At 68.0% G+C, this 17,067-nt stretch carries 15 protein-coding genes; 10 read left to right on the top strand and 5 right to left on the bottom strand.

The window, feature by feature from the left end:
* Positions 1 to 16: 16 nt before the first annotated feature.
* Positions 17 to 841, top strand: coding sequence for a biotin--[acetyl-CoA-carboxylase] ligase (locus AB0H76_RS35920; RefSeq protein ID WP_357331636.1), 825 nt, complete (start codon positions 17 to 19; stop codon positions 839 to 841).
* Between the two features lie 3 nt (positions 842 to 844).
* Here AB0H76_RS35920 and AB0H76_RS35915 read toward each other — a convergent pair whose 3' ends face one another.
* Entirely contained in the window at positions 845 to 1,798 is a 954-nt protein-coding gene (locus AB0H76_RS35915; protein ID WP_357331634.1) for an acyl-ACP desaturase, read from the bottom strand.
* Positions 1,799 to 1,984: 186 nt separating this feature from the next.
* On the opposite strand from AB0H76_RS35915, the gene AB0H76_RS35910 reads away from it, so the two are divergent.
* From AB0H76_RS35910 to AB0H76_RS35900, 3 genes are read left to right on the top strand one after another with little or no spacing between them, the layout of a single operon-like run.
* Positions 1,985 to 2,509 carry a PH domain-containing protein gene (locus AB0H76_RS35910; RefSeq protein WP_357331632.1) on the top strand — a complete coding sequence of 175 codons (525 nt, stop codon included), beginning with the start codon at positions 1,985 to 1,987 and terminating at the stop codon, positions 2,507 to 2,509.
* Between the two features lie 9 nt (positions 2,510 to 2,518).
* Positions 2,519 to 3,196, top strand: a complete 678-nt coding sequence (locus tag AB0H76_RS35905; protein WP_357331630.1) for a response regulator transcription factor — start codon at positions 2,519 to 2,521, stop codon at positions 3,194 to 3,196.
* A gap of 1 nt (position 3,197) precedes the next feature.
* On the top strand, positions 3,198 to 4,529 hold the full coding sequence (locus tag AB0H76_RS35900; protein WP_357331628.1) for a HAMP domain-containing sensor histidine kinase: 1,332 nt from the start codon (positions 3,198 to 3,200) through the stop codon (positions 4,527 to 4,529).
* Here the strand turns inward: AB0H76_RS35900 and AB0H76_RS35895 are convergent.
* The gene (locus AB0H76_RS35895) at positions 4,526 to 5,074 is read right to left on the bottom strand and encodes a GtrA family protein (RefSeq protein ID WP_357331626.1); all 549 of its coding nucleotides are present in this window, start codon (positions 5,072 to 5,074) and stop codon (positions 4,526 to 4,528) included. The genes AB0H76_RS35900 and AB0H76_RS35895 overlap by 4 nt on opposite strands.
* A 39-nt stretch (positions 5,075 to 5,113) precedes the next feature.
* Here AB0H76_RS35895 and AB0H76_RS35890 point away from each other — a divergent pair, with 39 nt between their 5' ends.
* Both AB0H76_RS35890 and purE read left to right on the top strand, forming a co-directional pair.
* A complete protein-coding gene (locus AB0H76_RS35890) occupies positions 5,114 to 6,337 on the top strand; it encodes a 5-(carboxyamino)imidazole ribonucleotide synthase (protein WP_357331624.1) in 1,224 nt (407 codons plus the stop codon).
* Positions 6,334 to 6,840: a 5-(carboxyamino)imidazole ribonucleotide mutase gene (gene purE, locus AB0H76_RS35885; RefSeq protein ID WP_357331622.1), complete on the top strand. Its 507-nt coding sequence runs from the start codon at positions 6,334 to 6,336 to the stop codon at positions 6,838 to 6,840. Before AB0H76_RS35890 ends, purE begins: the two co-directional genes overlap by 4 nt.
* Here the strand turns inward: purE and AB0H76_RS35880 are convergent.
* Entirely contained in the window at positions 6,837 to 7,394 is a 558-nt protein-coding gene (locus tag AB0H76_RS35880) for a PIN domain-containing protein (protein WP_357331620.1), read from the bottom strand. The genes purE and AB0H76_RS35880 overlap by 4 nt on opposite strands.
* 2 nt (positions 7,395 to 7,396) lie before the next feature.
* Positions 7,397 to 7,855 carry an excisionase family DNA-binding protein gene (locus tag AB0H76_RS35875; RefSeq protein ID WP_357331618.1) on the bottom strand — a complete coding sequence of 153 codons (459 nt, stop codon included), beginning with the start codon at positions 7,853 to 7,855 and terminating at the stop codon, positions 7,397 to 7,399.
* A 128-nt stretch (positions 7,856 to 7,983) separates the two neighbouring features.
* Between AB0H76_RS35875 and AB0H76_RS35870 the strand changes: the two genes are divergently transcribed.
* The 4 genes from AB0H76_RS35870 to AB0H76_RS35855 all read left to right on the top strand — a co-directional run bounded on the left by AB0H76_RS35870 (position 7,984) and on the right by AB0H76_RS35855 (position 16,765).
* Complete coding sequence (locus AB0H76_RS35870; RefSeq protein ID WP_357331616.1) at positions 7,984 to 8,676, top strand: TetR family transcriptional regulator; 693 nt, start codon at positions 7,984 to 7,986, stop codon at positions 8,674 to 8,676.
* 127 nt (positions 8,677 to 8,803) lie between these two features.
* The gene (locus AB0H76_RS35865; RefSeq protein ID WP_357331614.1) at positions 8,804 to 9,964 is read left to right on the top strand and encodes an acyl-CoA dehydrogenase family protein; all 1,161 of its coding nucleotides are present in this window, start codon (positions 8,804 to 8,806) and stop codon (positions 9,962 to 9,964) included.
* A 487-nt stretch (positions 9,965 to 10,451) separates the two neighbouring features.
* Positions 10,452 to 11,117 carry a DUF6875 domain-containing protein gene (locus tag AB0H76_RS35860; RefSeq protein ID WP_357331612.1) on the top strand — a complete coding sequence of 222 codons (666 nt, stop codon included), beginning with the start codon at positions 10,452 to 10,454 and terminating at the stop codon, positions 11,115 to 11,117.
* Positions 11,118 to 11,134: 17 nt separating this feature from the next.
* Positions 11,135 to 16,765, top strand: coding sequence for an amino acid adenylation domain-containing protein (locus tag AB0H76_RS35855; protein ID WP_357331610.1), 5,631 nt, complete (start codon positions 11,135 to 11,137; stop codon positions 16,763 to 16,765).
* Here the strand turns inward: AB0H76_RS35855 and AB0H76_RS35850 are convergent.
* Positions 16,758 to 17,042, bottom strand: a complete 285-nt coding sequence (locus AB0H76_RS35850; protein ID WP_357331608.1) for a GNAT family N-acetyltransferase — start codon at positions 17,040 to 17,042, stop codon at positions 16,758 to 16,760. The two genes, AB0H76_RS35855 and AB0H76_RS35850, sit on opposite strands and share 8 nt — an antisense overlap.
* Positions 17,043 to 17,067 lie beyond the last annotated feature (25 nt).

The raw sequence follows: 17,067 nt of genomic DNA, 5'->3' as shown, positions 1-17,067 counted from the left end.
AGTAGCGTTGCCGGTTGTGCAGACGCCTTCCGTGGATTCCGTGCAGCGCCCGCCCCTGGATGTCGAGCGGCTGCGCCGCGCGCTCGCCGAGACGCCGGAGCTGTCCTTCTTCTCTCAGCTCGAGGTAGTGGAGTCGACGGGATCGACCAACGCCGATCTGATCGCGCGCGCGGGCGAGCCCGGTATCGATCAGTCGGTGCTGCTCGCCGAGGCGCAGGAGGCCGGGCGGGGGCGGCACGCGCGCGCCTGGGTCAGCCCGCCGCGGGCACAGATCTCGATGTCGGTGCTGGTGCGATTGCGGGGCATCGCGCCGGAGGTGCTCGGCTGGCTGCCGTTGCTGACCGGTGTCGTGGTGGTGGACGCGTTGCGCGCGACCGCGGGCGTGGACGCGAACCTGAAGTGGCCCAACGATGTGCTGATCGGCGGCCGCAAGGTGTCGGGGATCCTGGCCGAGGTGGCCACCGGCGGCGGCGAGCCGGTCGTGGTGGTCGGCGTCGGCATCAATGTCAGCCTCACCGAGACCGAACTGCCGGTGCCGCACGCGACTTCGCTGCTGCTGGCCGGTGCGGCCGAACTCGATCGCACGGTTCTGGTGCGGTCGCTGCTCACCGAATTCGCCCGGCGCTTCGCCGACTGGCGCGCCGCGGGCTGGGACACCACCGGCCTGATCGAGGCCTACCGCGCGCGCTGCGCCACCATCGGCGCCGAGGTCCGGGCCGAGCTGCCCGGCGGTGAGGTGCTGACCGGCGTGGCCGCCGGCATCGACGACCACGGCCGCCTGGTGATCGGCGACCGGGCCGTCTCGGCGGGCGACGTCACCCACCTGCGCGCGGAGTACTGAGTCTCAGGAGACAGGCAGCAGGCCGCGGGACGCCTCGCGGGCGAGCATGCGGTCGCGTTGCTCCTCGAACTTGATCACGTCGCCGGCCAGCTTCTCCAGGAACACGGCCAGGTCGTCGCGCGCTTGCTCGCCGCGCGGGCCGAAGTCGGTGCGCTCGAAGACGTCCCACTTCTTCAGCACCGGCTGCACCACTTCCTCGAGGTGCTGGCGCAGGTCGTAGATGCCGTGCTTGGCCATCAGCACGCCGTTGCGCCGGAAGTTGGGCATGCCGTATCCGGGCATGACGAAGTGCTGCAGGATCAGCGAGATCGCCTCCATGGCCTGGTCCGGCACCAGGTCCAGACCGGCCGAGCACAGGTTGCGGTAGAAGATCATGTGCAGGTTCTCGTCGGCGGCGATGCGCTGCAGCATGCGGTCCGCGATCGGGTCGTCGCAGGCGCGCCCGGTGTTGCGGTGGCTGACGCGGGTGGCCAGTTCCTGGAAGGTCACATAGGCGACGTTGACCAGGAAGCCGCCCCAGTTGTCCGGGGAGTGCACGCCGTTGGTCATGTGCACCATGCGCGCGTTCTCCAGCGCGACCGGATCCACGCCACGGGTCACGACCAGGTAGTCGCGCATCACGATGCCGTGCCGGTTCTCCTCGGCGGTCCAGCGGCCGACCCAGGTGCGCCAGGCGCCACCGTTGCCGAAGTGCTCGGCGATCTCGCGGTGGTAGGAGGGCAGGTTGTCCTCGGTCAGCAGGTTGGTGATCATGGCCGCCTTGGCGACCTCGCTGAGCTGGGATTGTTCGGGGTCCCAATCGATTCCGCCCATGGCGGCGAAGTTGCGGCCCTGGTCCCACGGGACGTAGTCGTGCGGATGCCAGTCCTTGGTCATCGACAGGTGCCGGTTCAGGTTTTCCTCGGCGACCGGTTCCAATTCGGTCAGGATTTCCAGCTGGGTCAGGTCCCTGGTCACACACGCCTCCACGGTCGTTGTCGAGCATGGCTTTACGAAGCAGGACAGAGCTAAGACAGAACTAGAGCCAAAGAAGTGCGATAACTTGCCGATGCGAATGAGATCGACCCACGCAGGCTGACGATTGTGCAGCACGCCGGGCTCGGTGTCAGGCATTCTGGCATCTTCGAGCGGTAGGGTTCGACCATGGGTTCCCCTGAGGAGGCGCTGGCCCCGGACGAGCGGCTTATCCTGCACCGGCATCCGCATTGGAAGATGCTGTTCTGGCCCATCGTGACGCTCGTCGTCGCCACGGCACTCGCCGGATTCGTTGGGGGACTTGCCTCCCGGAAGGCCGAGGGCTCCGCGCGCACGGTCGCGCTGCTGGTGATCTTCGTACTGTGGGTCGCGATTCTGGCGTGGCGCACGGTCGCGCCGATCCTGCGCTGGAGGTCGACGCACTTCCTGGTGACGCAGCGCCGCGTGCTGGTGCGCCAGGGTGTGCTCACGCACTCCGGCATCGACATTCCGATGAGCCGCATCTCGAGCGTGCAGTTCCGGCACGGGCTGTTCGACCGGTTGCTGGGCACCGGCACCCTGATCATCGGGTCCTCCTCGGAGGAGCCGCTGGAGTTCGACGACATCCCGCAGGTTCAGCAGGTGCACAATCTGCTCTATCACCAGGTCTTCGATGAGGAGCGCCACACGAGCCACGGGCAGTGGGGACCGTAACCTAGTCCCATGACCGCCGTACTGCTGGCCGAGGACGACGAGGCCATCGCCGCACCGCTTTCCCGTGCACTGGGACGTGAGGGGTACTCGGTCACTGTCGAGAGCTTCGGCCCCAACGTGCTGCGCCGCGCGCTGGAGGGCGGCCACGATCTGCTCATTCTCGATCTCGGCCTGCCCGGCATGGACGGGCTCGAGGTGTGCCGCCAGGTGCGCGCCCGCGGCGCCGATCTCGCGGTGCTGATGCTCACCGCGCGCACCGACGAGGTGGATTTCGTCGTCGGGCTGGACGCCGGCGCCGACGACTACGTCGGGAAGCCGTTCCGGCTCGCCGAACTGCTGGCCCGGGTGCGAGCCCTGTTGCGCCGCAGCGGAATCGGGGACGAGGCGGTCGAGGTGGGCGGGATCCGGCTGGAGCCGGCCGCGCGCCGGGTGCTGGTCAACGGCGCCGAAATCGGTTTGGCCAACAAGGAATACGAGCTGCTGAAGGTGCTCATCGACCGGGCCGGTCAGGTGGTGCCGCGCGAGACCATCCTGCGCGAGGTGTGGGGTGACGCGGAACTGCGCGGCTCCAAGACCTTGGATATGCACATGTCCTGGCTGCGTCGCAAGATCGGCGACGAGGGGCCGATGGCGGAGCGGCGCATCGTCACCGTGCGCGGTGTCGGATTCCGTCTGAACACCGACTGACGTGCGGCGTCGAATCCTGCGGTCGATGCTGACCGTGCTGACCATCACCACGGTGGTGCTCGGGGTGCCGCTGACCTACACCGCGTGGCTGTGGGTGGAGGACATCACCCGCACCGACCTGCGCGGCCGGCTGGACCGGATCGCGGTCGAGGTGATCGCGCAGGAGCAGGCCGACGGCCTGGTGCGCGGCGGGCTCGATATCCGCACCGTGCGCCCGCTGGTGCCCAAGGAGGGCAAGCTCACGATCGTCTACCCGACCCCGCAGGACAGCGCCTCGCGCATCGACATCGGGGCCGACGAGGTCGAGGACCCGCTGATGGAGTCCCTGGCCATGGGCACCTCGGGGTCGCTGCGCCTGGAGGTGCCCGCCGCGCCGATGCACGCCAAGCAGCGGCAGGCGGTCGCGGCGGTGGCGCTGGCCGTGCTGGCCTCGCTGGGGGCCGCCGTGGCGGTCGCGGTGGTGACCGCGCGCCGGGTGGCCGATCCGCTGCGGGACGTGGCGGCGCGGGCCGCGCGATTGGCGATGGGCGATTTCCGGCCCGACCCGCGCCGGCACGGCATCGCCGAACTGGATCGGGTCTCCGACGTGCTCGACTCCGCGACCGTGGAGATCGCCGGCCGGTTGCAGCGCGAGCACGCGCTGGTCGCGGACGTCTCGCATCAGCTGCGGTCCCGGCTCACCGCGGTGCGGTTGCGCCTGGACGAGTTGTCCACGCACACCGACCCCGAGGTGGTGCACGAGGCCGAGGAGGCGATGGCCCAGGTCGACCGGCTCACCGAGGCCATCGACGACCTGGTGCGCGCTTCCCGCGACGAGGACGCCGCGGACCGCGATCCGATCCCGGTGATGGACGAACTGCGCGGCGTCGTCGCCGAGTGGCGGCATCCGTTCAGCGAGGCGGGCCGGACGCTGGTGCTCACCGGTGACAAGAACCTGACCGCGCCGATCACCGCGCAGCGGCTGCGCGAGGCGGTCGCGGTGCTGGTCGACAACGCCCTGATGCACGGCGGCGGGACCTGCACGGTGTCCGTGCGCACGGTCCGGCCGTCGGGTCTGGCGGGCGAGGACTCGGGTAGGCGTGAGCCGCTGGTGTGCGTGGAGGTCGCCGACGAGGGCGAGGGCGTGCGCGACGAGCTGGCGCCGCACATCTTCGATCGGGGATTCTCGGCCGGCGGGTCGACCGGAGTGGGGCTGGCCCTGGCCCGGGCGCTCATCGAGGCGGACGGCGGGCGACTGGAATTGCAGCGGCGCCGGCCCGCGCTGTTCGCGGTCTTCCTGGGGGCTTCGGCACCCCGGATCGCCTCGAACGCGGTGATCGCCGAGCCGCGTTAGCTGTGGCCGAGCTGCTCTTCCTCGAACAGGAACTCGTCCTCGAGTTCCTCGACCAGGTTGTTCATCTCGTCCGGGAAGACCCAGCGCCGCATGGCCCAGAAACGGAACGCCATCTGCAGCAGGTTGCCGATGATGAAGGCGCTGATGAAGTCGGCGATGTTCTCGACCATCAGGCTGACCGCGGGAACGCGCAGGTCGAAGACGTAGCTGGAGACCCAGAGCGGCAGGAAGCTCAGGACGACGCCGACACCGCTGACGGCGAAGAACAGGGCCGCTTCATGGTGGCGTTCGCGCCCGCCGCGGTTCCGGAAGGACCACTCGCGATTGAGGATGTAGGACGCGATCACGGCGATGACGCCGGAGATGATCTTGGCGGTGACCGGCTTTTCGGTGAGCACGGTGAGCTTGAGGAAGTAGAAGATGCCGCTGTCGATGACGAAGGTGATGCCTCCGACGATGGCGAACTTGATCAGCTCGTGGTGGCGGAAAGCGATCTCCGCCAGGGGTCTGGGGAGAACGTTGACCACGCCGTCGACGAATGACACAAGGATCGAGTGTACCGGTAGCGATCATTCATCCCCTACATGACAAGATCCTATGACGTGACTCCCGCACGATTCTCCGATCAATCTGCTATGCCCACCGTCACCATGGTCGGTGGCGGTCAGCTCGCTCGGATGACACATCAGGCCGCGATCGCGCTCGGCCAGCGGCTCCGCGTGCTCGCCGAGCATCCCGACGATCCCGCCGCGCAGGTCAGCCCCGAGGTCGTGCTGGGCAGCCACACCGACCTGGCCGCGCTGCGCAAGGCCGCGACCGGGTCGCACGCGCTCACCTTCGATCACGAGGGTGTGCCCACCGAGCACCTCGAAGCGCTGGTCGCCGAGGGCGTGAACGTGCAGCCGCCGCCGTCGGCGCTGGTGTTCGCCCAGGACAAGCTGGCCATGCGGATCAAGCTGTCCGGGCTCGGTCTGCCGGTGCCCGCCTTCGCCGAGGTGAACACGGTGCAGGATGCGGTGCGCTTCGGTGACGAGCACGGCTGGCCGTTCGTGCTGAAGGCGGTGCGCGGCGGGTACGACGGGCGCGGGGTGTGGATGCCCGCGGACGCTGTCGAAACCGAGACCATAGTGACCGAGCAGCTCGCGCGTGGCGCGCAGTTGCTGGCCGAGGCCAAGGTCGACCTGAAGCGTGAGTTGTCGGCCATGGTGGCGCGGTCGCCGTACGGGCAGGCGGCGACCTGGCCGGTGGTGGAGACCGTGCAGCGCAACGGTCAGTGCGCGGTCGTCATCGCGCCCGCGCCCGGCCTGTCCGAGGACCTGGAGCTGCGCGCGGAGTCGCTGGCGCTGAGCCTGGCCAAGGAGCTCGGCGTGGTCGGCGCGATGGCCGTGGAGCTGTTCGAAACCCACGACGGCGAACTGCTGATCAACGAGCTGGCGATGCGCCCGCACAACTCCGGCCACTGGGGCATGGACGGCGCCCGGACCGGTCAGTTCGAGCAGCATCTGCGCGCCGTACTGGACTATCCGCTCGGCGACACCAGCCCGCTCGCGCCGGTCACCGTGATGGCGAACATTCTCGGCGCGCCCGAGGCGCCCACGATGTCGATGGACGAGCGCCTGCATCACCTGTTCGCGCGGCTGCCGCAGGCGAAGGTGCACATGTACGGCAAGAGCGAACGCCCGGACCGCAAGATCGGGCACGTCAACGTGCTCGGCGACGATGTCGCGGTGGTGCGGGAGCAGGCAGAGCGGGCGGCGCACTGGATGTCGCACGCGGTTTGGACCGACGGATGGGACCCCCACCAGTGAGCACTCTTGGACCGCAGGTCGGCTTGATCATGGGCAGCGACTCCGACTGGCCCACCATGGAGGCCGCCGCGGAAGCGCTGGCCGAGTTCGGTATTCGCTTCGAGGTCGGCGTGGTTTCCGCGCACCGCACCCCGCAGCGCATGCTCGACTACGCCCGCGAGGCCGCCGGTCGCGGCGTCCAGGTCATCATCGCCGGCGCGGGCGGTGCCGCCCACCTGCCCGGCATGGTCGCCTCGGCCACCCCGCTCCCGGTCATCGGCGTCCCCGTCCCCCTGAAGTACCTCGACGGCATGGACTCCCTGCTCTCCATCGTCCAGATGCCCGCCGGCGTCCCCGTCGCCACCGTCTCCATCGGCGGCGCCCGCAACGCCGGCCTGCTCGCCGTCCGCATCCTCGCCGCCCACGACCCAGCCCTCCGCACCCGCATGGAGCAGTTCCAAGCGGGTTTGGAGAAGATGGTCATCGAGAAGGACCAGGCCCTGCGCGCCAAACTCCTGGGCTAGCCGCTACTCCGGAGCGCGGCGGCGGATTCCACCAAACCGGCGCGTTCGAGGTAGTCGAGCACAACATCGACGGTTTCCGGTGGGTTGATCCGCGAGTTCGCGATCTGCTGGATACACGCCCGCACTACCCAGTCGTGACGATCGATCTGATCGAGTAGAAAGTCGTCGGGGCTCTTGGCTTCGAGATTCCACGCTGCGAGTTGTTTGGCGGGGAAGTCGGAGAGGTTGGACGTGACGATGAGCTGTGCCCGGCACTTGATCGCGGCGGCGAGTACATGCCTGTCGTCGGGGTCGGGTAATTCCAGGCCGTCGATCAACGGTTCGAAGTCCTCGACCAGGCAATTCTTTACCCCGACAATCATCAGCTGCCGCAATCGTCGCAGCTTCGCGGACGGAACTTCCGGGTGGTTCACGGCCCTTGCTCGCAGCATCTCGTCCAGTATCAGGTTCGTCCACTTACCTTGAACCACACCGGTTCTCGCAAGTCGGATCAACAGATCCCGCATTGTGTTGCCGTAAAGAACATTCGCGTCGTAGACCACGATGGGCGGCATGCTCAGATGCCCCCCAGTTCTTGGCCGAGGGCCGTGAGTTCGTCAGCGGCAGCTAGGGTCTCGGCATCACTTCGGCGCTTGTATTCCTTCATATCGTTGTAGCGAACCCGGCGATGGCGTCCGACCAACCGGAAGGGAATCTCGCCTGCTTCGAGCAGGCCGATCAGGTACGGGCGGGAGACGTTGAGCATGTCGGCGGCCTGCTGGGTGGTGAGTTCGGCATGCGAGGGAACGATCGACACGCCGTTGCCCGCGGCGGCCTGGGTGAGGATGAACGCCAGCAGACTCACTACCTCGCGGGGCAGGACCAACGGTTCTGGTTTGTCGGTCGCGACGGTGACTTCGATGTTCTGCTCGTCCGGGTGTTGCCTGAGGTAGTTCTCGAGCCCCTGTACCGCGCGGGCGGCGATCTCGGGTTCGATTTCGCCTGGATCAGCACGTTCGGTCATATGCATGGTCATCGCGGACTCCTCGGCTCGGTCGGCTGTTATTCGAATTATACGAAATAATCGCAATAAACGAAGCGAGTTTTCCGGGGCAACGAGTTGTGTTGGGCGGACACGCCCGGGGCGCTCGCTACGCTCGAGCTGTGGCGACTGAGGAGACGGTGCGAGAGCGTGGTGAGGAGGCCGCGCAGTTCCGGCTGGCGGTGGTGGATCAGGCGCTGCGGTTGTTCGCCGAGAAGGGGTATGAGGCGACGACGGTCGACGAGATCGCGGAGGCGGCGGGGATCAGCCGGCGGACGTTTTTCCGGCAGTTCCGGTCGAAAGAGGATGTGATCTTCGCTGATCACGAGTCGCAGTTGGCTCGGGCGGCGGCGGATTTGGCTGCGGCGCAAGGGGATCCGTGGGATGCGGTGTGCGCGGCGGTGGTGGGGGTGTTCGAGCGTTTCACGCAGTGGCGCGAGATCGCGGCCCGGCGGTATCGGGTGGTGCGGCGGGTGCCGGCGTTGCGGGAGCGCGAGATCGTGACGGTGTTCCGCTACGAGCGGCTGTTCACCGACTATCTGCGCGAGCGGCTGCCGGAGGCGCCGGATCTGGCGCGGGTGCAGTTCACGGCGGCGGTGACGGCGACGCACAACTATCTGCTGCGGCGGATGGTGCGCGGGGAGTCCGATGCCGGGGCCGCGGATTTGCGGGTGGAGCTGGCGGCGATTCCGCGTGGCCCGGGTGCCGCGCGTACCGCCGACGAACTGGTGGTCGCGGTCTTTCCGCGGGACATGTCGTCCCGGCAGATAGCCGATCTTGTCGCCCGCAAGCTGAGTACGCTGGAAACCGAATAAACGTGTGAAGTGACACTCGGTGCCACGGAGTATCTGCACGTAGCGCCGAAGCAAAGGCGTATACTCGAACCCAATGTGGCACTCAGTGCCGACATCGGATTCACGACACAGCCAGGAGTGTGCCCCCATGGCGGGAAACCCGGATTTCGACCTGTTCAAGCTCGAGGACTTCCACGACGAACTGCGCGGGGCCATCCGCGGCCTGTCGGAGAAGGAAATCGCCCCGCACGCCAAGGACGTCGACGGTAATGCCCGCTTCCCGGAGGAGGCGCTGACCGCGCTGAACGCGGCCGGCTTCAACGCCGTGCACGTGCCCGAAGCCTACGGCGGCCAGGGCGCCGACTCCGTCGCCACCTGCATCGTGATCGAAGAGGTCGCCCGCGTCTGCGGTTCCTCCTCGCTGATCCCGGCGGTCAACAAGCTCGGCACCATGGGCCTGATCCTCAACGGCTCCGAAGAGCTGAAGGCCAAGGTTCTCGCCGATCTCGTCGACGGCAAGATGGCCTCCTACGCGCTGTCCGAGCGCGAGGCCGGCTCCGACGCCGCCTCCATGCGCACCCGCGCCAAGCAGGACGGTGAGGGCTGGATCCTCAACGGCTCCAAGTGCTGGATCACCAACGGCGGCAAGTCCGATTGGTACACCGTCATGGCCGTCTCCGACGCCGACAAGGGCGCCAACGGCATCTCCGCGTTCATGGTGCACAAGGACGACGAGGGCTTCGTCGTCGGCCCGCTCGAGCACAAGCTGGGCATCAAGGGTTCCCCGACCGCCGAGCTGTACTTCGAGAACTGCAAGATCCCGGGCGACCGCATCATCGGCGAGCCGGGCACCGGCTTCAAGACCGCGCTGCAGACCCTGGACCACACCCGCCCGACCATCGGCGCGCAGGCCGTCGGCCTCGCGCAGGGCGCCCTGGACGCCGCGATCGCTTACACCAAGGACCGCAAGCAGTTCGGCAAGACCATCGCCAGCTTCCAGAACACCGAGTTCATGCTGGCCGACATGGCCATGAAGATCGAGGCCGCCCGCCTGATGGTCTACACCTCGGCCGCCCGCGCCGAGCGTGGCGAGAAGAACCTCGGCTTCATCTCCGCGGCCGCCAAGTGCTTCGCCTCCGATGTGGCCATGGAGGTCACCACCAACGCGGTGCAGCTGTTCGGCGGCGCCGGCTACACCACCGACTTCCCGGTGGAGCGCATGATGCGCGACGCGAAGATCACCCAGATCTACGAGGGCACCAACCAGATCCAGCGCGTCGTCATGTCGCGCGCGCTGCTGCGCGGCTGAGCAAACCGGCTTTCCGGCCGGGTGGCCCGAGGCGATTTCGTCTCGGGCCACCCGGCTTTTTTGTGCCCGGATCCCGAATGTTGCTCGAGCGCAATATTTTCGATGCCGATAAGTTCTTCGTTCGTGTCCTTCGAGAGAAGCGCGAAGACAATGGCTTACCGCATCGGCGGCGCGGTAAACCCGTGTGCGATTCGGGAATGCGGCAGAAAATGACCTTGACGGCGAGATGGCCTGTCACCTGGCACTTTTGAGTATTTCGAAAATATCGGCGCGTGCGTTACAGATTCGGATCAGCGAATTTGCGAAGCCACTTGCCCCCAGAATTAGGGACGGATAATGGCTGTGAATAGGCGTCGGAAGGGTGGATACTCGACTTCGTAACGTGACGAGGTGACGCATGGCCAAGATCGTTATCGGACCGCGGTCGGGGATGAATTGGATCCCGCTGTCCAGGAACGAAATATCGTGCCCATTCACGAGAACGACGATGGATATTGTCCGCGGGTGGGCCGAAGATCATCTGACCGGGCACACGCCCGCGCTCGGCCGGGACGGGCCGGTCTGCCCGTATGTCGGGCCCGCCATCCGGCGCGACCTGATGTGGATCGGCCAGGTCCAGGGGGCACGGCCGAAACCCGCGTTCGTGCGGCGGGTACTCGCCGACGCGCTCGAGTTGTTTCCGGAGCTGCCGCCGACCGAAGGCGGGGCGGCGGTGCTGCGCACCCTGATCACCGTGCTGCCCGACCTGACGGACTACACGCTCATCGATGAGCTGCACGCGGAACTCAAGACCGGCTTCGTCGAGCACGGCGCCATGCTCGGCCAGTTCTATCCCGGCTGCGATCAGCCCGGCTTGTGGAACAAGGACTTCCATCCGCTGGATTCGCCGATCCCGATGCTGGTGGTGCGGACCATGATGACCACCGATTTCCCGTTCCTGCTGGCGCGGCCGGAATGGATGACGGCTTACGTCAAGAAGTTCGCGCCCAGCCTGCCCGCCCATGTGCGGCACGCCGTGGTCAGCCGGCTGATCGCGCCTCCGGGCGTCGACATCCCGGCCTATGAGTTGCGGCCCGAGTCCGAGCCGGCCACCGCCGCGCCCGGCCGCGCCAATGGCAAACCGGTCCCGGCGGGACCGCGTCGCGCCGACTAGTTCTGGGGGAACACCTGATGACGCAAGGACTTTCGCCCGCTCGGGGCTCGGCTGCCGAAGTTCGCGCCGAATTTCCGCTGGGGCCCGCCCAGCTCGGCTTCTGGTATGCCCAGCAGCTCGATCCGCAGGTGCCGCTGTATGAGGCGCAGTACCTGGAGATGCGCGGGCCGCTGGAGGTGGACGTGCTGCTGCGGGCCATCCGCCGGGCGGGGTCCGAGCTGGGTTCGGTGCTGGTGCGCGTGGTGCAGCGCGCGGACGGTCCGCATCAGGTGGTGGACCTGCGGCAGGAGCCGCTGGTCGGCTATCGGGATCTGCGGACCGCCGCCGATCCCGAGGCCGCGGCCATGGCCTGGATGCGCGCCGATGTCGCTGCGCCGATCGATCTTTCGGCGGATCGGCTGGCACTGATCACGGTGTTGCGGGTCGGCCCGGAGCGGGTGCTGTCGTACTCGCGTATCCATCATGTGGCACTCGACGGGTTCGGCTCGGTGACGATGTTGTACCGGGTGGCCGAGCTCTACAACGCCGAACTGGCAGGCGTCGAGCCCAAACCTGCTGTGGCAGCGGACCTTTATCAGGTGCACCGCGCGGAGCTGGACTATCGCGCCTCGGGCAGATTCGACTCCGACGCCGCCTACTGGGCGCAGCGGATCGCCGGGATGCCCGAGCGCTGCAGTCTGGTCGAGGCGGCGGCGCCCGCGCAGGCACTGGCGCGACAGGCCCGAATGACGCTGTCGCAGCGGCATACCGAGCAACTGGTGGCCGCGGGGGAGCGGTTCGGCACGGGCACGCCCGCCTTGGTGATGGCCGCGCTCGCGGTGTACTACGGCCGGTTGACCGGCCTGCCGGAAGTGGTGATCAACCTCGCGGTCTCCGGTCGCACCACGGCTCTGCTGCGGCGCTCCGGCGGGATGCTCGCCAATATGGTGCCCTTGCGCCTGGAAGTCACCGAGCGCCGCACTGTCGGCGAGGTACTCGACGCCCTCCGGCTCGAAGTCTCGGGAGCCCTGCGGCATCAGCGTTTTCGCTATGAGGAGATGCGCGGGACCGCCGATCCGGCGGCGGGCGGACGCGGGGTCGTCGGGCCGGTCGTGAACATCGCGCTCTTCCCGGCCGAGGTCGACTTCACCGGTGTCGGCACCGACCTGCATATTCTTACCTCGGGGCCGATCGAAGATCTCTTCGTCAACTTCTACCAGCACGGCGCGCACAGTTCGCTCCATCTTGATTTCCATGCCAATCCGGAACTGTACGAACAGGATTCGCTGGACCGGCATCATCAGCGCTTCCTGCGGATGTTCCAGGCGTTGCTCGTCGCGCCGCCGGAAACCCCGCTCCGAGAGCTGAACTGCTTCCTGGACGACGAACTTCCATTGCTCGAAGGGTGGAGCGGTGGCCCGGCGCCCGCGCCGAAACTGCTTCCCGAGCTGCTGAACGAGGGCATGCGCGCGGTGGGCCGGCACGCTCCGGCGGTGGTCACACCCGGGGCAGGCCGGGCTCTCACTTACGCCGGGCTCGATGACCAGGCCGATCGTCTCGCCTGCTTCCTCGCCGAGTGCGGAGCGGGCCCGGAGTCCAGCGTGCTTGTCGCGCTGCCTCGATCGGTGGACAGCGTTGTCGCGTTCTGGGGTGTGGCGCGCTCCGGGGCCGCCTACGTGCCGGTCGGCACGGGTAACCCGGTCGAGCGAGTTGCGCGGATGGCCGCCGAATCCGGTGCGCGTCTGGGGATTACGGTGTCCGCGCACCGTGCGGCCCTACCTCCGGGCGTGCGGTGGATCCTGCTCGACGAGCTGGATTTGCCCTACGGCGAGAATGTCTCCTGGCGACCGCCCGCGATGCACCCCGCGCACCCGGCCTACATCGTCTTCACCTCCGGCTCGACGGGTGTGCCGAAGGGCGTCACGGTAACTCACGCGGGCCTGGCCGGACTCGTTGCCGCCGTGCGCGATTCCTATCGAGCCGTGCCGGGCTCCCGGGTACTGCACTGTCTCAACCCGAGTTTCGATGCGGCACTACTGGAACTGCTGGTGGCCTACACCGCCGGGGCGACCCTGGTGATCGCCGAAGGCGAGGTACTGACCGGCTCCGATTTGGCCGCCGTGATCGCCGACAACGCCGTCACCCACCTGTGTTCCACACCGGCGGTGCTGGCCACCCTGCCCGAGGGTGCGCTGGACGGCATCCAGGCGGTCTCCACCGGCGGCGAGGCCTGCCCACCGGAGGTGGTGGCCCGTTTCGCCGCGGATCGCCGGTTGCTGAATTCCTACGGCCCCTCCGAGTCGACCATCGCCGCGACCTTCACCGAACCCATGGCGGTGCACCGGCTCTCGGGCCTCGGCAATCCGGTGCCCGGGATGAGCATGCTGGTCCTGGACCGCAGGCTGCGCCCGGTCCCGCTCGGCATGCCGGGCGAGCTGTACCTGGCCGGGGCGGCCCTGGCCCGCGGATACGCGGGCCGCACCGGGCTGACCGCCGAACGGTTCACGGCAAATCCCTTCGGCGCACCCGGCGCCCGCATGTACCGCACCGGTGACCTGGTCCGCTGGCACGCCCATCAGGGAAGTGCGCCGATCCTGGAGTATCTGGGGCGCACCGACTTCCAGGTGAAGCTGCGCGGTGTGCGGGTGGAACCCGGTGAGGTGGACGCGGTGCTGACCGCCCATCCCGAGGTGGAAGCCGCGGTGACGGTGCCGTGGGCCGGTACGGCCGAACGGATGGTGCTGGCCTCCTACGTAGTACCGCAGGCGGACAACCGAATCGATGTCGCGGCGCTGCGCGAGTTCTGCGGGCGCAGCCTGCCCGCGCACATGGTGCCCAGCACGATCACCGTGCTGACGGTGCTCCCGCTGACCGGCAACGGCAAACTGGACCGCCGCGCGCTGCCCGCACCGGAGATCCGGTCCGGCCGCTACCGCCCACCGGTCACCCGCACCGAACGCGCCATCGCCGACACCTTCGGTGAACTCCTCGGCGTTCCACGCGTCGGCCGGGACGACAACTTCTTCGCGCTCGGCGGCAATTCGCTGCTCGCGATTCGATGCGTGGCCCGGCTCGGCGCGGAACTCAGCACCCGGATCTCGGTCCGGACGGTCTTCGACGCACCCACGGTGGCCGAACTCGCGCGGGCCGCGCACGGCGGCGCCCGCCCGGCGGGCACGCGCCCCGGCCCACGCACCCGGCCTGCCCATATCCCGCTGTCCGCGGCACAGCGCCGCATGTGGTTCCTCAACCGATACGACCCCGAATCGCCCATCTACAACGTGCCCGTCGCCGTGCGGCTTTCGGGGCGCCTGGATCCGGAGATCCTGCACTGCGCGATCATCGACGTGCTGGACCGCCACGAGGCGCTGCGCACCATCTACCCGGTCGGCCCCGACGGCGAGCCCTACCAGCGCGTGCTCCCGAAAGCCGATGTCGGCATGCCTATTTCGGAGATCGACCCGGCACAGCTCGCGGACAAACTGGCCCGCGTGACCGGCATAGGCTTCGACCTGACCACTGACCTGCCGGTGCGTCTCGCCTTGCTGCGGGTAGCCCCTCGCGAATCGGTCCTGGTGGTCGTGCTCCACCACATCACCTCCGACGGATGGTCATTGGCGCCGATGACCCGGGATCTCATGGTCGCCTTCGCCGCCCGCCGCGACGGTAGCGCGCCGCAATGGCCCTCGCTGCCGATGCAATACGCCGACTACGCACTGTGGCAGCAGGAATTACTGGGCGCGGACAGCGATCCGGCGAGCGTGGCGAATCGGCAACTCGACTACTGGCGCACCGCCTTGGACGGCGTGCCCGCAGTATCAGCACTGCCCAGCGATCACCCACGGCCACCGGTCCTGACCCATCGCGCGGGCCGTGTCGAATTCCGGATCGGTGCGACCGTGCGACAGCGGATCGAGCGCACCGGCCGCTGGTACGGGGCCAGCACCTTCATGGTCGCCCACGCCGCGCTCGCGGTGCTGCTGGACCGGCTCGCCGACGGGTCCGAGGTGCCCATCGGGTCGGTGGTCGCGGGCCGCGGCGATGGCGAATTGGACGACCTGGTCGGCCTGTTCGTCAACACGCTGGTGCTGCGCAGCCGGATCGAGCCCGGCCAGAGCTTCGAAAGCGTGCTCGCGGCCATCAAGAACATCGACCTCGACGCGTTCGCCCATGCCGACCTGCCCTTCGAACGGCTGGTGGAACATCTCGCCCCGGCCCGCTCTACCGCGCACCACCCGCTGTTCCAGGTGCTGCTGGTGTTCCAGAACTTCGACCGGGAACCGGTCAGCCTGCCCGGCATCGATATCCAGCCCCTCGAACAGCCCACGGTGGGAGCGAAATTCGACCTGGAGTGGATGCTGGCGGAGGAGGTCGACGAGCACGGCGCACCCGCCGGCCTGACCGGCAGCCTCACCTTCGCACGCGACCTGTTCGAGTCCGCGACCGCGCAAACCATGGCGGACCGGTTCGTCCATCTGCTCGACGTGCTCACCGCGAATCCGGCCCTGGTCGTTGCCGATCTGGACGTCACCGCGCCACCTGGGACCGTCGTCTATCCCGCGCCACCGATCACGATGCGCCGCAACGACCTTCCGTATCGGCCGCCCGTCGGACCGGCCGAACAGGCGATCGTGGCGGCGTTCGAAGCGGTGCTCGGCGCGGAGCGGGTGGGCCTGGACGACAACTTCTTCGAACTCGGCGGCACGTCCATGGTCGCCACCCGCCTGATCACCGAAATCCGTGCGCGTCTGGGTTTCCCGATGCCGATGCAATGGATGTTCGGCGATCCGACGCCCGGCGCGCTGGCGCGGCGCCTGACCGAGGAACGCCCGGAGGTGGATCCGGCGTGGCGCACCGTGCTGCCGCTGCGTCCGCGCGGCACCGGACCGGCGCTGTTCTGTATCCACCCCGCCATCGGATTGGCGTGGGGCTATGCGGGTTTGCTGCAATATCTGGGCGGGGACTATCCCGTGTACGGCATGCAGTCGCCCGGGATTCGCGGCCCGGAACCGGAACAGCCCTTGGCGGCGCGCATCACCTTTTACGCCGACGAGATCCAGCGCACCCAGCCCGCCGGCCCCTATCGCCTGTTCGGCTACTCCGCGGGCGCGCCCATCGCGCACGCGCTCGCGGTGGAGTTGCAACGGCGGGGTGAGCGGGTCTCGACCCTGGTCCTGATGGACGGTCGCGCCGACCCCGAACCCGAGAGCGCCGAGTATCTGGCGCCGCCGGAAGTGCTGCTGGTGGAATTCGGCGGCCTCGATCCGGCCGAGATCGGCTACACCCCGGGTGCGGCCGACCACGCGCCGCCCACCCCGGGCCGGTTGGGCCCGCTGACCGCCCGCGCCGCCGAACTACTGCACGAATCGGCGAGCACGTTGTCCGCGCTGACCGCCGAAGACCTGGAAAACCTCTACACCGACTACCGGAACCTGATCCGCCAGGCCGCCGCCTACCGCCCCGAACCGTTCGAGGGCGACCTGATCTTCTTCAGCAGCAACAACGCGCACCCCGACTACACCCCCAACGTCGTCACCTGGCGCCCGTACATCACCGGCGAGATCATCGATCATCAGACCGGCTTCGAGCACCACCGGATGACCACCTCCGAAGCCAACGCCGTCATCGGCCCGCTCCTCGCGGCCCACCTGACGGGGCCGATCAGCTGAGCAGGTCGGCGTATTCCTTGTGCTCGACGATGTACTTCTCGACGTACCAGCAGGTCGGGATGACGGAGTAGCCCTCCGTGCGCGATTCCCGCAGCGCGTAGTCGACCACCTTGGCGGCCACGCCCTGGCCGCGGAACTCGGGGAAGGTCATGGTGTGGTGGAAGTCGCGAACCTTCGCGTCCTCACGGTCGGCGTAGTCGGCGTACCCGGCGAGGGTGTCGTCGATGTAGATCTCGAAACGGGTGTCGGCGACATTGTGCTCGAGCCTGGTGGTCATAAGTTGAGCGAACTCCTTCGCGGAC

Source organism: Nocardia sp. NPDC050712, assembly GCF_040654295.1.
Lineage (GTDB): Bacteria > Actinomycetota > Actinomycetes > Mycobacteriales > Mycobacteriaceae > Nocardia.
This window is presented reverse-complemented; position numbering and strand designations above follow the sequence as displayed.

Excerpts from the sequence above, each read along its gene's own strand:
- AB0H76_RS35910 (WP_357331632.1), top strand. The coding sequence starts at position 1,985 with ATGGGTTCCCCTGAGGAGGCGCTGGCCCCGGACGAGCGGCTTATCCTG.
- AB0H76_RS35905 (WP_357331630.1), top strand. The coding sequence starts at position 2,519 with ATGACCGCCGTACTGCTGGCCGAGGACGACGAGGCCATCGCCGCACCG.
- AB0H76_RS35890 (WP_357331624.1), top strand. The coding sequence starts at position 5,114 with ATGACAAGATCCTATGACGTGACTCCCGCACGATTCTCCGATCAATCT.
- AB0H76_RS35880 (WP_357331620.1), bottom strand. The coding sequence starts at position 7,394 with ATGCCGCCCATCGTGGTCTACGACGCGAATGTTCTTTACGGCAACACA.
- AB0H76_RS35875 (WP_357331618.1), bottom strand. The coding sequence starts at position 7,855 with ATGACCATGCATATGACCGAACGTGCTGATCCAGGCGAAATCGAACCC.
- AB0H76_RS35865 (WP_357331614.1), top strand. The coding sequence starts at position 8,804 with ATGGCGGGAAACCCGGATTTCGACCTGTTCAAGCTCGAGGACTTCCAC.
- AB0H76_RS35860 (WP_357331612.1), top strand. The coding sequence starts at position 10,452 with ATGGATATTGTCCGCGGGTGGGCCGAAGATCATCTGACCGGGCACACG.
- AB0H76_RS35855 (WP_357331610.1), top strand. The coding sequence starts at position 11,135 with ATGACGCAAGGACTTTCGCCCGCTCGGGGCTCGGCTGCCGAAGTTCGC.
- AB0H76_RS35850 (WP_357331608.1), bottom strand. The coding sequence starts at position 17,042 with ATGACCACCAGGCTCGAGCACAATGTCGCCGACACCCGTTTCGAGATC.